Annotated in this window: 13 protein-coding genes; 3 read left to right on the top strand and 10 right to left on the bottom strand. The window is 63.3% G+C overall.

Annotated elements, in window-relative coordinates; translation table 11 throughout:
- Nucleotides 1-13: 13 nt before the first annotated feature.
- Nucleotides 14-808, top strand: a complete 795-nt coding sequence (locus NOV72_RS00945) for an ABC transporter substrate-binding protein (RefSeq protein WP_106852706.1) — start codon at nucleotides 14-16, stop codon at nucleotides 806-808.
- 220 nt (nucleotides 809-1028) lie between these two features.
- The gene (locus NOV72_RS00940; protein WP_106853210.1) at nucleotides 1029-2144 is read left to right on the top strand and encodes a succinylglutamate desuccinylase/aspartoacylase family protein; all 1116 of its coding nucleotides are present in this window, start codon (nucleotides 1029-1031) and stop codon (nucleotides 2142-2144) included.
- Between the two features lie 28 nt (nucleotides 2145-2172).
- On the opposite strand, the gene NOV72_RS00935 is transcribed toward NOV72_RS00940, so the two are convergent.
- Nucleotides 2173-2541 (bottom strand): nuclear transport factor 2 family protein, encoded by a 369-nt coding sequence (locus NOV72_RS00935; RefSeq protein ID WP_106852705.1) that lies wholly within the window; start codon nucleotides 2539-2541, stop codon nucleotides 2173-2175.
- A gap of 239 nt (nucleotides 2542-2780) precedes the next feature.
- On the opposite strand from NOV72_RS00935, the gene NOV72_RS00930 reads away from it, so the two are divergent.
- Nucleotides 2781-3977 carry a porin gene (locus tag NOV72_RS00930; protein ID WP_106852704.1) on the top strand — a complete coding sequence of 399 codons (1197 nt, stop codon included), beginning with the start codon at nucleotides 2781-2783 and terminating at the stop codon, nucleotides 3975-3977.
- A gap of 69 nt (nucleotides 3978-4046) precedes the next feature.
- Here the strand turns inward: NOV72_RS00930 and NOV72_RS00925 are convergent, their stop codons facing one another.
- From NOV72_RS00925 to NOV72_RS00885, 9 genes are all read right to left on the bottom strand, one after another.
- Nucleotides 4047-5696: a bifunctional aspartate transaminase/aspartate 4-decarboxylase gene (locus NOV72_RS00925; protein WP_106852703.1), complete on the bottom strand. Its 1650-nt coding sequence runs from the start codon at nucleotides 5694-5696 to the stop codon at nucleotides 4047-4049.
- Nucleotides 5697-5745: 49 nt separating this feature from the next.
- Nucleotides 5746-7440 carry an aspartate-alanine antiporter gene (gene aspT, locus NOV72_RS00920; RefSeq protein WP_106852702.1) on the bottom strand — a complete coding sequence of 565 codons (1695 nt, stop codon included), beginning with the start codon at nucleotides 7438-7440 and terminating at the stop codon, nucleotides 5746-5748.
- Nucleotides 7441-7670: 230 nt separating this feature from the next.
- The gene (locus NOV72_RS00915) at nucleotides 7671-8732 is read right to left on the bottom strand and encodes an alkene reductase (protein WP_106852701.1); all 1062 of its coding nucleotides are present in this window, start codon (nucleotides 8730-8732) and stop codon (nucleotides 7671-7673) included.
- A gap of 54 nt (nucleotides 8733-8786) precedes the next feature.
- Complete coding sequence (locus NOV72_RS00910; RefSeq protein ID WP_181290784.1) at nucleotides 8787-9092, bottom strand: ArsR/SmtB family transcription factor; 306 nt, start codon at nucleotides 9090-9092, stop codon at nucleotides 8787-8789.
- Nucleotides 9093-9248: 156 nt separating this feature from the next.
- On the bottom strand, nucleotides 9249-9482 hold the full coding sequence (locus NOV72_RS00905; RefSeq protein WP_106852700.1) for a hypothetical protein: 234 nt from the start codon (nucleotides 9480-9482) through the stop codon (nucleotides 9249-9251).
- 13 nt (nucleotides 9483-9495) lie between these two features.
- Complete coding sequence (locus NOV72_RS00900; protein ID WP_106852699.1) at nucleotides 9496-9861, bottom strand: response regulator; 366 nt, start codon at nucleotides 9859-9861, stop codon at nucleotides 9496-9498.
- Between the two features lie 63 nt (nucleotides 9862-9924).
- The gene (locus NOV72_RS00895; RefSeq protein ID WP_106852698.1) at nucleotides 9925-10461 is read right to left on the bottom strand and encodes a hypothetical protein; all 537 of its coding nucleotides are present in this window, start codon (nucleotides 10459-10461) and stop codon (nucleotides 9925-9927) included.
- The gene (locus NOV72_RS00890) at nucleotides 10458-11186 is read right to left on the bottom strand and encodes a methyl-accepting chemotaxis protein (RefSeq protein WP_106852697.1); all 729 of its coding nucleotides are present in this window, start codon (nucleotides 11184-11186) and stop codon (nucleotides 10458-10460) included. The genes NOV72_RS00895 and NOV72_RS00890 overlap by 4 nt, the downstream gene beginning before the upstream one ends.
- Before the next feature lie 14 nt (nucleotides 11187-11200).
- On the bottom strand, nucleotides 11201-13582 hold the full coding sequence (locus NOV72_RS00885) for an ATP-binding protein (protein WP_106852696.1): 2382 nt from the start codon (nucleotides 13580-13582) through the stop codon (nucleotides 11201-11203).
- Nucleotides 13583-13889: the final 307 nt, after the last annotated feature.

Genomic DNA, 13889 nt, shown 5'->3' with positions numbered 1-13889 from the left:
TGGAGTTAAAACAGTGAAGAAACTGCTCGCGGCACTGACGATGTCCCTCCTCGCCGCCACGTCGCTCACCGCCGTCACGCCGGCGCTGGCGAAGGACTATTCGACGATCCGTTTCGGCGTCGACGCAAGCTATCCTCCGTTCGAATCGAAGGGTTCCGACGGCAAGCTGGTCGGTTTCGACATCGATCTCGGCAATGAAATCTGCTCGCGTCTGAAAGCGAAGTGCGTGTGGGTCGAGAACGATTTCGACGGCATGATTCCCGCCCTCAAGGCGAAGAAGTTCGACGGCGTGCTCTCGTCGATGTCGATGACGCCGCAACGCGCCGAGCAGATCGCCTTCTCGAGCAAGCTCTTCAACACGCCGACGCGCCTCGTCGCGAAGAAAGGCAGCAACATCCTGCCGACGGCCGACAGCCTGAAGGGCAAGAACGTGGGCGTCGAACAAGGCACGATCCAGGAAACCTACGCCAAGACCTACTGGGCGCCGAAGGGCGTGACGGTCACGCCGTACCAGAACCAGGATCAGGTCTATGCCGACCTGACCTCGGGCCGCCTCGACGCCGCGCTGCAGGACGCCGTGCAGGCGGAAATCGGCTTCCTGAAGACGCCGCGCGGCGCGGGCTTCGACTTCGCCGGCAACAACATCGACGATCCGAAGACGCTCGGCAACGGCGCGGGCATCGGTCTGCGCAAGGAAGACACCGACCTGAAGACGAAGATCGACAAGGCGATCGCCGACATCATCAAGGACGGCACCTACAAGAAGCTCGAAAAGAAGTACTTCGACTTCGACGTGTACGGCGGCTAAGCCTCACGGCTCACGCCCGTCCGACTGACGAACGGGCTCCGCGCTTCAGGGCGCGGAGCCCGTTTTCCTTTTGGGAATCCGGCGCGCGCGGGCATTCGACCGCCGCCGCGCCGATTTCGGCTAAGATCGAACGTCCGGTAGGACGCCTGCGGACGGAGACACCGCGGCGCCCGGCAATTCCCAGAGGCAAGACCCGCGCATTCGCGTGCGCGCGACCAACATGCAAACCAGAACTCATCCCCTGATCTCGCCTACGCTCGGCACTTCCCGCAACATCACGAGTTTTCATTACGGCCCCGGTGGCGGCCAGAAAATCTACATTCAGTCCTCGCTGCATGCGGACGAGTTGCCCGGCATGCTGGTCGCGTGGCGGCTGCGCCGTCGGCTCGCCGAATTCGAGGCGGCGGGCAAGCTGCGCGGCGAAGTGGTGATCGTGCCGGTGCCGAATCCGATCGGCCTTTCGCAACATCTGCACGGCACGCTGATGGGCCGCTTCGAGACCAACAGCGGCCACAACTTCAACCGGAATTTTTACGATCTGGCCGCGCTGATCGCGCCGCGCATCGAAGCGCGCCTAGGCAAGGACGCCGCCGCCAACACGCTCGCGGTGCGCGCCGCGATGAAGGAAGCCCTCGACGAGCAGACGCCGCACACCGAGCTCGAATCGCAACGCCTCGCGCTGCAAAAGCTCTCCTTCGACGCCGATGTCGTGCTCGACCTGCACTGCGATCTCGACGCCGCGCTACATCTCTACACGAACCCGGAAATCTGGAACGAAGTGGAGCCGCTCGCGCGCTATCTCGACGCGAAGGCGTCGCTGCTCGCGCTGAACTCGGTCGGCAATCCGTTCGATGAAATCCACAGCTTCTGCTGGTCGGATCTGCGCCAGCGCTACGGCGAGCGTTTCCCGATCGAAAACGGCGGCATCTCGGTGACGGTCGAGCTGCGCAGCCAGCACGACGTGTCCTATGAACTCGCGGAAAAAGACGCGCAGGCGATCGTCAACTTCCTGATCCACCGCGGCGTGATCGATACGCCCGTGCCGGAGCAGCCGCCGCTCAAGCATCCCGCGACGCCGCTCGCGGGCGCCGAGCCGATCGTGGCGCCCGCGTCGGGCGTGCTCGTGTTCCGCGCGGAAGTCGGCGCGTTCGTCGAAGCGGGCGAGCCGATCGCGGATATCGTCGATCCGCTCACCGACACCGTCACCACGCTCAAATGCACGACTTCGGGCGTGATGTACGCGCGGCATATCACCCGCTTCGCGACGGCCGGACTCGAAGTGGCGCGCATCGCGGGCGCGAAGGCTTATCGCACGGGCTCGCTGCTGTCGGCGTAAGTCTTACGCGCTGTTCGTGCTATTCGCGTCAGAACGGCGCGAGGCAGCATTGCGCGGCCACGATCTTCCATGCGCCGCCCATGTCTCCCCACGTTCGCGTGTAGCGCAAGCTGCCCGCGAACGGGGCGCCCGCGAACGTCCCGGATAGCGCCACGCGCGTCACCGTGACGGCGAAGCCGCCATAGACGCGCACGCTCTGCTCTTCCACATCCAGCTTCTCGATGCGCTGCATGCCGTAACGATGCCCGTTCAAATCGTCGGCCTTGGTCCACACCTTGCCGGTCGCATCGACGAAGCTCAGGTCGTCGGCCAATAGCGCATCGAGCGCGTCCACGTCCGACGACAACATCGCCGTCTTCAGGCGCTCCTCCAGTTCGCGGATTCCTTGCTCGTCCATGATCTCGCTCGCGGTGACAAAACCGTGAGCATGGCATCGGAGCCGCCGCATGCACAAGCGGCGCAATTTCGCCAGCCGTGTTGCACGCACGACACACTGAAAGCTGGTTGCAAGCGCTGTCACATTTCTTTCTTTAGCGACCGCTACATTTGCGCCCGTCGCCACCACGCGCCGTCAGAGCGCGACGCAGCGCAGACACCGTCAACAACCACACCGCGAACCAACTCTCGGAGCTTGTTTTGAAGAAGAATCTTTTGGCGACCGCCGCCCTCGCCGCATTCGCCTCCCTCGCCGCCACTTCCGCCCACGCGCAAAGCAGCGTCACGCTGTACGGCATCATCGACGCCGGTATCAGCTATGTGAACAACAGCTCCACCAGCCCGACGCGCGCCGGCGATTCCCTCGTGAAGTACGACGACGGCGTTGCACAAGGCAGCCGTTGGGGCCTGCGTGGCGCCGAAGATCTCGGCGGCGGCCTGAAGGCGATCTTCACGTTGGAAAACGGCTTCAACAGCGGCACGGGCACGCTCGGTCAGGGCGGCGCGGAATTCGGCCGTCAGGCATACGTCGGTCTCGCGCAGAACAACGTCGGCTCGCTGACGTTCGGCCGTCAGTACACCTTCAACACCGACTACCTCGGCTCGAACTACTCGATCGGCGGCCAGACCGTCGCGGGTAACTACGCGTATCACATGAACGACTTCGACCAGTTGACGTCGAGCCGTATCAACAACGCGGTCAAGTTCTCGAGCGCGAACTTCTACGGCTTCACGTTCGGCGCGATGTACGGCTTCTCGAACACGGCTGGCGCGTTCGCGGGCACGCCCAACACGACGGTCGGCACCACGACCACCGCCGGTTCGTCGCGCGCCTACAGCTTCGGCCTGAACTACAAGGCGGGCCCGCTCGGCATCGGCGCGGCGTACACGGACATCCGCTATCCGACGGCCGCGACGCCGGCGTTCAGCTCGACGGTCGCCAACATCAACACGACCGGCACGACCAACAACGCCAAGGATCTGCGCAGCTTCGGCGTCGGCGCGAACTACGCGTTCGGCGCGGCGACGGTCTTCGGCCTGTGGACGAACACGCGCTTCGAGCCGATCGTCGGTTCGAGCTCGCGCATGAACGCGTTCGACATCGGCGGCAAGTACGCCTTCACGTCCGCGATGACGGCAGGTCTCGGCTACACCTACATGGACCTGTACGACAACTTCAAGGGCCACTGGCACCAGATCGACGCGAGCTTCGACTACGCGTTGAGCAAGCGCACGGACGTGTACGCGCTCGCCGTGTATCAGAAGGCATCGGGCTCGAACAACGGCGTGGAGAACCAGGCATCGATCGGTTCGTCGTCGTCGAGCTACTTCGGCACGTCGGGTCTGGGCGAGAACAACCAGCTCGCGTTCCGCGTCGGCATCCGCCACAAGTTCTAAGCTTCGGCTGCTGAACGAAATAAATCGGGCCGCGTCGAGCGGCCCGATTTTTTTTTTGCGTTGCGCGCTTTACTTCGACTTGTCCGCCTTCTTGCCCGTGGCCTTTTGGTAGCGCTCGATGTATTCGTCCATCAGCTCGCGGATCGCGCGGCCGATCTGCGTGTAGTCGCTTTCGTTCAGATTCGCGAGCGACACGCGCCCCGACGGATGCTGCGTGCCGAAACCGCGCCCCGGCAACAGCACGACACGCGCATCCTTCGCGAGCCGGAAGAGAAGCTCCGAAGGCTCGGTGTTCTTGATGATCCAGTCGACCAGCTCGCGGCTGTGCCTGCGCTCGCCGAGATATTCGATGTCGAGGATCGTGTAGTAGTCGACCGCGTTTTCGTCCTCTTCTTCGAGTGCGATGCCGATCTCGCGATAGAGCGCCTGCTTGCGGTTGCGGATCAGCCGCTTCAGCGCGTTCTTGTACGCGTCGGGCGTGTCCATCAGCGAGAAGAGCGAAAACAGCACCATCTGCACCTGTTGCGGCGTCGAGAGGCCCGCAGTGTGATTCAGCGCGACAGTGCGGCTGTCGGCCACGAGGCGGTCGATGAACTTGAGCTTTTCCGGCTCCGTCGTGATCGATTCGTAGCGCTCGTGAAGCTGCGCCCTTTGATCCTTCGGCAGCGCGGCGAGTTGCTGATCGAAGATGTTGTCGCGATGCGTCGCGATCGTGCCGAGCCGCCAGCCGGTGGCGCCGAAGTACTTCGAATACGAATAGACGAGAATCGTGTTCTTCGGGCACAGCGCGAAGAGCGAGACGAAGTCGTCGGCGAACGTGCCGTAAACGTCGTCGGTCAGCAGGATCAGATCGGGCCGCTCCTTCACGATCTCCGCGATGTATTCGAGGCTCTCGTCATCCATCTTCACCGAGGGCGGATTGCTCGGATTCACGAGGAAGAACGCCTTGACCTTCGGATCGCGCAGCTTGTCGAGTTCGGCTTTCGAGTATTGCCAGCCTTTGGCCACGTCCGCGTCCAGATTGACGACCTTCAGCTTGTAATCGTTCAGGTGCGGAATCTCGATGTACGGCGTGAAGATCGGCGTGCCGAGCGCGATGGTGTCGCCCGGCTTGATGAGAAAATTCTCCCGCATCGTGTTGAAGATGTAGGTCATCGCGGCCGTGCCGCCTTCGACCGCGAAGATGTCGAAATCGCCGACGAACGGATGCTTGCCGATCATCTCGCGCCGCAAATATTGCGCGACGATCTGCTCGGACAGCTTCAGCATGCGGTCGGGCACGGGATAGTTCGACGCCAGAATGCCTTCGCACATTTCATAGAGGAAGTCGCCCGCGTTCAGGCCGAGCTGATCGCGCACGTAGGACACCGCGCCCGCGAGAAACGCGATTCCGGGCACGCCCTTGTTCTCGCGCGCGAAGATCTCGAAGCGCTCTTCCAGCCCTTCGCGCTTCGGAAAACCGCCGACGCCTTCCGGCATGTACGCGAACGAGCGCTCCGACTCGCGCATCGCGAAGAGGCCGAGCTGCCAGAAGCCGTGGCGCGGAATCGTCGCGAGGAAGTTCGGATTGCCGCGCCCCGCGTTGAGCATCGAGAGATTCGCCGGACGTTCCACCACGCCGCCGCCCGCCGCCTTGATGAGCTCGTCCTTCAGCTCGAACGGGCTGAGCGCCGCCATGCCGGCGCGGTCGTTGGAACCTGATTTGTCGGACTTTGCCATCCAGCACCTCCTGAATTGATGATCGAAACGACGCGACAGGAAAATAGGCTCACGTGAGCAGCATCACGATCACCATCCCCCAGATCGTGAGCAGCGTATTGCCGACCGCGTAGGTGACCGTGTAGCCTAAGCCGGGCACCTGACTCTTGGCGGCATCGCAGATCATGCCGAGCGCGGCGGTCGTGGTGCGCGCGCCGGCGCAGATGCCGAGCAGCAGCGCGGGATGGAACTTGAACACGTATTTCGCGACGTACATGCCGATGATGAGCGGCACCGTCGTCGCGAAAATGCCCCATAGAAAGAGACTTACGCCGAGCTTCTGCAGCCCCGCGACGAAGCCCGGCCCCGCCGAAATGCCGACCACCGCGATGAACACGTTCAGGCCGACGGAGTTCATGAACCAGATGGTCGGCGCGGGAATGCGGCCAAACGTCGGATGAATCGCGCGCAGCCAGCCGAACACGATGCCCGCGATCAGCGCGCCGCCCGCCGTCGAGAGCGTGAGCGGAATCGCGCCGACATGCAGCACGAGCGCGCCGATCAGCGCGCCGAGCGTGATCGCGAGGCCGACGAAGGCCATGTCGGCGGCATCGGTGGGACGGTCCAGCACGCCGAGCACTTTCGCGGCCGCCGACGTGTCCTGCGTGCGGCCGACGAGCGTGAGCGTGTCGCCGCGATGCAGCTTCGTGCTGGGCAGAATCGGAATCTGCGTTTCGGTCGCGCCGCGCTTGATCTTGCGCAGAAACACGCCGCGCCCGGCAGGTAACTGAGCGAGTTCCTGCAGTGTCTTGCCGTCGACTTCCTTGCTGGTCACGTAGACATCGACGCCTTCGATCGGCACCGCGAGCAGTTCGGCGTCGTCCACTTCGGTCGCGACGCCGCCGCCGAGCAATTCGACGAGCAGCTCGCGCCGGCCCGAAATCGCGACGACATCGCCGGGCTGCAGGACGTCGTCGACCTTGGCTTCCTGAATGGTGCCGCCGCGCCGGATCCGCTCGATGAAAAGCCGCGCGCCGGCCGGTTCGAGCGCCTCCGCCTGCGCGACCGTCATGCCCGCCGCGCGCCCGTGCTCCGCCACGCGATAGGCGCGCAATTCGAACTGGTGCCACGCCTGGCCTGCTCCGCCGAGTTCGCTCGTGCCGCCGAGCGTCGCCTCGTACTCCTTGCAGGCCGCGACGAGATCGATGTTGAGCAGCTTCGGACCGAGCATCGCGAGAATCAGCGCGGAGCCGATCGTCCCGAAGATATAGGTCACGGCGTAGGCGGTCGGCATCGCGTCGAGCAGCGCCTTGGCCTGTTCGGCCGGCAGCCCGACGCGGTTGATGGCGTCGGTGGCGAGGCCCATCGATGCCGAAATCGTCTGCGAGCCCGCGAACAGGCCAGCCGCCGAGCCGACGTCGTAACCCGCCACTTTCGCCGCGACGTAAGGCGCGGCGAGACACAGCACGCACTGGACGACCGAAAAGAGCGCCTGCGGCAGCCCGTCCTTCGCGATGCCGCGCACGAACTGCGGGCCGACGCCGTAACCCACGGCGAAGAGGAACATCAGGAAGAAGACCGATTTGACGTTCGACGAAATAACGATGCCGAATTGCCCGATGGCGATGGCCGCGAGCAAGGTCGCCGTCACCGCGCCGAGGCTGAAGCCGCGAAAGCTCTTCCCCCCGACCCAATAACCCACGCCAAGTGACAGGAAAATGGCAATTTCCGGGTAACTGCGCAGTGTTGCTGTAAGCCAGGACATAGGCACTCCCTTTCGGCGTGAACCTTGCGATCGCGTGAAAATTCAGGCGTCGCGTATGGTGGCTCTTCTTTCAATACACCATTTTTCGCTAGCGGGGTTGATTTTGGATCGACGGTTCGTTTTGCGCCGCAAGAAACGTCTTTTATTTCGGATTCTTAACTAAATAACCGGCAAAAAAAACAGCGGCCGAAGCCGCTGTTTTCGCATCTGGACGCTGGCCGCGCCGCGTCTCATTCCGCCGTTTCGAGCAACGGATAGTCCGTGTAGCCTTGCGCGCCGGGCGCATAGAACGTCGACGTATCCCAGTCGTTGAGACCCGCGTCGAGCTCGAAGCGGCGCACGAGGTCCGGATTCGCGATGAACGGCTTGCCCCAGGCGACCGCGTCGGCATCGCCACGCGCGACGATCGCTTCGGCGCTCGCTTTCGAGAAGCCTTCGTTCGCGATATACACGCCGCCGAACGCCTTCTTCAGTTGCGGCCCGAGGCTGTCCGCCGCTTCATGCTCGCGCGCCGCGATGAACGCGATCTTGCGGCGGCCGAGTTCACGCGCGACATAACCGAACGTCGCGGCGCGATCGCTGTCGCCCATGGTGTGCGAATCCGCGCGCGGCGCGAGATGCACGCCGACACGATCCGCGCCCCACACATCGATACTTTGATCGACGACTTCGAGCAACAGGCGCGCGCGATTCTCGATCGAACCGCCGTAAGCGTCGGTGCGCTTGTTGGTGCTGTCCTGCAGGAACTGATCCAGCAGATAACCGTTCGCGCCGTGCACTTCGACGCCGTCGAAGCCCGCGCGCTTCGCGTTCTCCGCGCCCTTGCGGAACGCCGCGACGACACCCGCGATTTCATCGAGTTCGAGCGCGCGCGGCGTCACGAACGGACGCTGCGGACGCACGAGGCTGACGTGCCCGCCCGCCGCGATCGCGCTGGGCGCCACCGGCAGTTCGCCGTTCAGGAACACGGGGTCCGAAACCCGGCCGACGTGCCACAGTTGCAGAAAGATCTTGCCGCCCGCCTCGTGCACGGCCTTCGTCACGAGCTTCCAGCCTTCGACCTGTTCGTCGGACCAGATGCCGGGTGTATCCGCATAGCCGACGCCTTGCGGCGTCACCGAGGTCGCCTCGCTAAGAATCAGACCGGCCGATGCGCGGTCCGCGTAGTACTGCGCCATCAGTGCGTTGGGCACGCGCACGACGCCTGCGCGCTGACGCGTGAGCGGCGCCATGATGATGCGGTTCTTGAGCGTGAGTGCGCCAACTTTGAGCGGATCGAAGAGTGTCGACATGGATTGGTGTCCTAATGAAGTTGAAAGCAGACTTTCACCGTATGGCAAGCAAGCTCAGAGATTCCCGATGGAATCGCGAAACGCCTGAATGACCGCTTCGTCGCGCTTGAAAAACACCCACTGTCCAACGCGCTTCGTGGTGACGAGTCCGGCTTTGTGCAACGTCGCGAGATGCGCGGAAACAGTGGACTGCGACATGCCGCAGCGCCCATCGATCTGGCCCGCGCAGACGCCATGCGACAACGGCAGTTCCTGTTCAGGAAAATGCCGCTCCGGCTCCTTCAGCCATTCGAGAATCTCGCGGCGAAGGGGGTTGGCGAGGGCCTTGTGAATTGCGTCGATGTCCATTTCGTTGCTCATGCGTCTGACGAATGGACAGCACAGGCTGTCCGAATCGTCTTGAGGCGAAGTATATATCGCAATTTTCCGATATGCAAGTCGCTCGACTTCTGGCTGGACGGAAGGACTCCACGCACTTCGCAGTTGAGATAACTCGAACTCGAACAGAGCTTTCCATTACACGAAGCAATGGCTCGAGTCGATCCACTGCACCGCCCAGTCACGCGCGTGCGCCACGGCGACGGCATCGACGTTGCAGCGCGAACCGGCGGGAAAATAGCGGTTGGCGATGAGCTCGCCATCGCTCGCCCGCGAGACGACGACGCAAGGCAGAAAGCCGCCGTCGTCCGTCGGCGCGGGCGCGCAGTCCAGGACGTAGCCGCGATGCTGAAAGTGCTCGTCTCCTCGCATGATCCGCCCCTTCTCAGGAAGCCAGCTTCCTGAACGTCGCGATCACCGCATCGCCCTTGAACGGCTTCACGATCCATCCCTTCACGCCCGCGGCCTTGCCACGGTCCTTCATCGCCGGGCTGCTCTCGGTCGTCAGCATGATGACGTTGACGGTCTGATTGGACAGTTCGCTGCGAATCTTCTCGACCATCGTCAGGCCGTCCATGTTCGGCATGTTGACGTCGCTGACGATCAGCCGGATGCCCGAATCGGCGCGCAGCTTCGCGAGACCGTCCTTGCCGTCCACGGCCGTCGTCACGTCCAGTCCGCTGTTCTTCAGGAAGCCCGCCACCTCGTCGCGTACCGTGCTCGAATCGTCTACTACCAAAACCTTCGCCATGATTTCTTGTCCTTGCGCCTGCGGCGCGTCATTGCAAATTGCCTTGCCGGTTCTGTCCGTCTGTCAGAACAGTTCGAGTTCGCCCTCGCCTTGCTCCGCCATGTCGCCCGCCGTGAAATCCACCGCCGCCTTCGCGCAGACGCACAGCGTCACGCCGAGGCGCGCCGCTTCGCCCGCGCGCAGTTCGTAGGCCCAGACGTGATCGGGCTTGAGTTCGCCGATGAAGTCGATGCAGCGGCTGCTCAGCGCATAAGGCGTCGACATGCCGAGATCGGGAAAATGCACGACCAGTTGCTGGTTCATCGAACCGCAGCACAGGTTGACGAGCTCCATCAGCACGTCGGAAAGCGGCTGGTCGCGATCCGTGCCCAGGTAGCAGGCGCGCGTCGCTTCGTCGTCGGCGTAGTGCAGGACGAAGAGCAGGCGGAACGTGAGCGACGATATCGTCAGCACCAGCGCATGCGGCTGCAGCATCTCGCGATGCCGGGCCATGTCGATCTGCGTGACTTCCACTGCCGCGTATCCTCGCGGACACAGGCGCGAACCCGCCGCCTGCTCGAAGATCTGCTCGATGCTGCGCGTGGCGTCTTCGGTAATCACGCGGCCACCTGCTCGATCGTCGACTGGAACCGGCCCGCCAGCATCTCCACGCTGCCCAGCGATGCGGTGATCATCTTGCCGCCCGCCTGAATGTCCTGAAACGTCGCGGCGGTCGTGAGATCGTTGCGCAGCAGACTGTCGCGATAGCTCTTCGACAGTTCCTGCGAACGCGACGCCAGCGCGCGCACTTCACTCGCGACGATGGAGAATCCGCGTCCCGCCGCACCCGCGCGCGCCGCTTCGATCGACGCGTTCAGCGACACGATCAGCACGTGCTGCACGATTGCCGAAAGCTCCTGGTTCTTCGCATGCATGTCGCGGTTCTGCGCCATCAGCGAGATCATCTGCTCGTGCCAGCGTTCGAACGTGAGCGAGAGGGTCTTGAGCCGCGCGGCTTCATCCGCGATGTGGCTCGCCTGCCTGAGCCATTCGTCCACCTGTGCGCGGGATGCGTCGAGCTTGTTGCGCAAGTCCTCGTGTTCGGTCCGCGCATGTTCGAGCTCGCTTTGCAGCGACGCCGTCAGTTCGGACATCGCGTCGATGCGCTGCTCGCTCGCTTTCAGCGCGTCGCAATGTGAAGCCTCGATCGCCTCGAGCCGCGCCTGAAACGCTTCGTCTTGCCTGAGCCGCGCGCGCGCATGCCCAGATTTCATCTGCCGCGCCCAGATCGTCATTGCCGCGACGATCAACACAGCCGCGCAGGCCGCCATCCACTTGTACTCCATTGCAATCACCTTCTTTATCCGATCACTGCGGCAGAGCCGCTTTCTGCTTCTTCCTGAGACGACGAAACGCCCAGACTGTCCACCGCCTTGCCGGCAGGCAGAAAGACGATCGTTTCGAACTTGCGATACGCAGCGCCGCGCTGTCCGTCGATGAAGCGCAACTCGATGCGGCCGCCCTCGCGTGCGACGAACTCGCGCACGGCATCCATGCCGACACCCCGGCCCGATACCTCGGTCACGCTTTGCGCCGTGGAGAACCCCGGCCGGAAAATCAGCTCCGCGACGGCTTCGTCGTCGAGCCTGACGTTCGTGTCAAGCCAGCCACGCTCGATGGCGGTCTTGCGAATTCTGTCGAGCGCGAGACCGCGACCGTCGTCGGCGAGTGCGATGCGCAGCGCGTCGCCTTCCATGTTCACGTCGATACGGATCGAGCCCGCGTCCGGCTTGCCGAGCGCGACGCGCTCGCTGGCCGTCTCGATGCCGTGGTCGATGCTGTTGCGCAAGAGATGCGTGAAAACATTCGCGAGCGGGCCGGAGAACCCGCTGCTAACGCGATAGCCGTTATCTTCGATGCTGACGCGCGGCGCTTCCTTGCCGAGTTCCTTCGCGAGCGATGGCAACGAATCCACCGGCGCTTCGAGCGCGCTTGCAATGCTCTCCGTATCGAGAATCGACAGCATGCGATGCAGCGAGTCGCGCACCGAGCCGAGCGCCTGCGCGTCGTTCGCATCGGCGGCTGCGAGCAGTTCGATGTTCTTCTGGATGAACTCGCGATCGATCCGCAGATAGCTGGCCGAATCGTCGCGCGAACTCGATGTCTTGCGGCCCAGGCTCACGTCGTTGACCGTCGCATAGCTTTGCAGCGCCGCGCGCACGCGTTCGAGGTCCGCGATCATCTCGTCGCGGTTCCAGAGCGTGTCGCCGTCCGGCTGGCGCAGCGCGTCGTACCGCTGCTCGGTATCGTGAACGACGCCCGTCAGATGCTGAAGGCTGTACGTGCGCGCATTGCCCTTCACGGTATGCATGTTGCGGAACAGTTGCGCGATCGCTTCCTTGCTCGGAATGTCGTGCTCGCGAATGATGCGCTCGTTCTCGCCCACGAAGCTCGCCGCGCTCTGCATGAAGCGCTCGAACTTCTCCTGGCTGATCGCGAGCACTTCGCCGATCATGTCGAGTCTGCGGCGCTGCTCGCCCGCTTCCGCCGCGAGCGCCTTCAGTTCCGTCACATCGCGCACGCAGAGCATGAGCCGCACGATCACGCCTTCTTCGTTCGTGATGGCCGACCAGCTCAGATCGAGCACTTTCTTCCTGCCGTCGCCCATGTCCTTCACGACTTCATCGACGAGCAAGTGCCGGTTGAAATCGAAGTTCATGATGTCTTCGCCGAGGCACGCGTCGATGGCCGCATCCAGTTGCGCCAGTTCGTCGCTGCCGATGTCCGTGTTGCCGAACACCACGTCCAGCACCGGACGCCCCGCGAGCGCATTCGTTTCGAAGATCGCTTCGAGAAACGCCGAATATTCCGGGTGAATCGCCGCGCCCGGCACCACCGTGAGAATGCCCTGCGGCATGTTCTGCAGTATCGCCTGGATATCGGCGGTGCGCTGCTTCAACTGAAGCGAGCTTTCCTGGATCTTCTCGATCATGCCGTTGAACGCGACGATCGAGCAGCCGATCTCGTCCATGCGCCCGACCGGCACGCGGCGCGTGAAGTCCTGGCTCGATGCGATCTCGCTCATCATCGTCTGCATGCGGCTCAGCGGAAGCGAGATTTGCCGGTACAGCAGCACGCTGATGCCGATGAGAACGGCCACCGCGACACCCGTCGCCGCCGCGATGGTCGCGCTGGTCGTCGCGAGCGCGTCGTTCAGCGAGTCGATGGCCGCGTCCTTCTGACGGTTCTTCTCGATGCGCAAGGTCTCGACGATGCCCTGAAGCTCGTCCTTGTATTGCGCGACGTTCGCGAACAGAAACGCCTGCGCAAACGCGCTCTTGCCCGCCGCCTGCATGTCCGCAGTCTGCTTGATCGCGTCGAAGTAGTTCGCGAGACTTTCGCGCGCCTGCACGACGAGCCCCTTCTGTGCGGCGCCGTCCGCCTCCTTGTCCTGAAGATCGAGCGCGGCCTTGAGCGTGTCCTCGCGCTTCGCGAGCAGCTCGCGGGCCTGCGCGGCGATCTGCGGGTCCGGCGCGTAGACCAGCGTCATCGTCGCGATCTGGACGTCCTTCACCTGCGCGACGAGATCGGCTGAAGCGAGCGCGCTCGGCACCACGCCCTGCGTGACCTGATGTACTTCGATGGAACTGTCGCGAGTCTGCTTGACGGCGTAGCCGCCGATCACAGCGAGCGCCGTCAGCATCAGGACGACGAGCAAGACAATGCGATGACGTATGGTCATGTGTGAATCCCCGATTTCGTTGCAATACGTGCCGCGATGAGCGACCGGCCCGTGGATGTGTCTTTGTAGGTTCGGGCGCCGGGGATTATTGGTTTCGGGCGTTACAGACGCGTGTCAGGGGGGCGCGTCATCGAGCGATAAACGGCGTTGTTGAGGGTTTCTTCGAATCCGCGCATTTATTGGCGTTAATGCCTCAAGAAACTTCGTGCGGTGCCGTTAACCACTGACAGTGTGGCCAATGCTTCGCATTGAGCAGCACACGCGTTATTTCCTGTCCGACTCGTCCGGTTCCTTCGAACCTTGCTAT

Origin of the sequence: Caballeronia novacaledonica (genome assembly GCF_900258035.1) — a bacterium.
Taxonomy (GTDB): Bacteria; Pseudomonadota; Gammaproteobacteria; order Burkholderiales; family Burkholderiaceae; genus Caballeronia; species Caballeronia novacaledonica.
This window is presented reverse-complemented; position numbering and strand designations above follow the sequence as displayed.

Coding starts and splice junctions, on each gene's coding strand:
- NOV72_RS00940 (WP_106853210.1), top strand. CDS start 1,029: ATGCAAACCAGAACTCATCCCCTGATCTCGCCTACGCTCGGCACTTCC.
- NOV72_RS00935 (WP_106852705.1), bottom strand. CDS start 2,541: ATGGACGAGCAAGGAATCCGCGAACTGGAGGAGCGCCTGAAGACGGCG.
- NOV72_RS00925 (WP_106852703.1), bottom strand. CDS start 5,696: ATGGCAAAGTCCGACAAATCAGGTTCCAACGACCGCGCCGGCATGGCG.
- aspT (WP_106852702.1), bottom strand. CDS start 7,440: ATGTCCTGGCTTACAGCAACACTGCGCAGTTACCCGGAAATTGCCATT.
- NOV72_RS00915 (WP_106852701.1), bottom strand. CDS start 8,732: ATGTCGACACTCTTCGATCCGCTCAAAGTTGGCGCACTCACGCTCAAG.
- NOV72_RS00910 (WP_181290784.1), bottom strand. CDS start 9,092: ATGAGCAACGAAATGGACATCGACGCAATTCACAAGGCCCTCGCCAAC.
- NOV72_RS00905 (WP_106852700.1), bottom strand. CDS start 9,482: ATGCGAGGAGACGAGCACTTTCAGCATCGCGGCTACGTCCTGGACTGC.
- NOV72_RS00900 (WP_106852699.1), bottom strand. CDS start 9,861: ATGGCGAAGGTTTTGGTAGTAGACGATTCGAGCACGGTACGCGACGAG.
- NOV72_RS00890 (WP_106852697.1), bottom strand. CDS start 11,186: ATGGAGTACAAGTGGATGGCGGCCTGCGCGGCTGTGTTGATCGTCGCG.
- NOV72_RS00885 (WP_106852696.1), bottom strand. CDS start 13,582: ATGACCATACGTCATCGCATTGTCTTGCTCGTCGTCCTGATGCTGACG.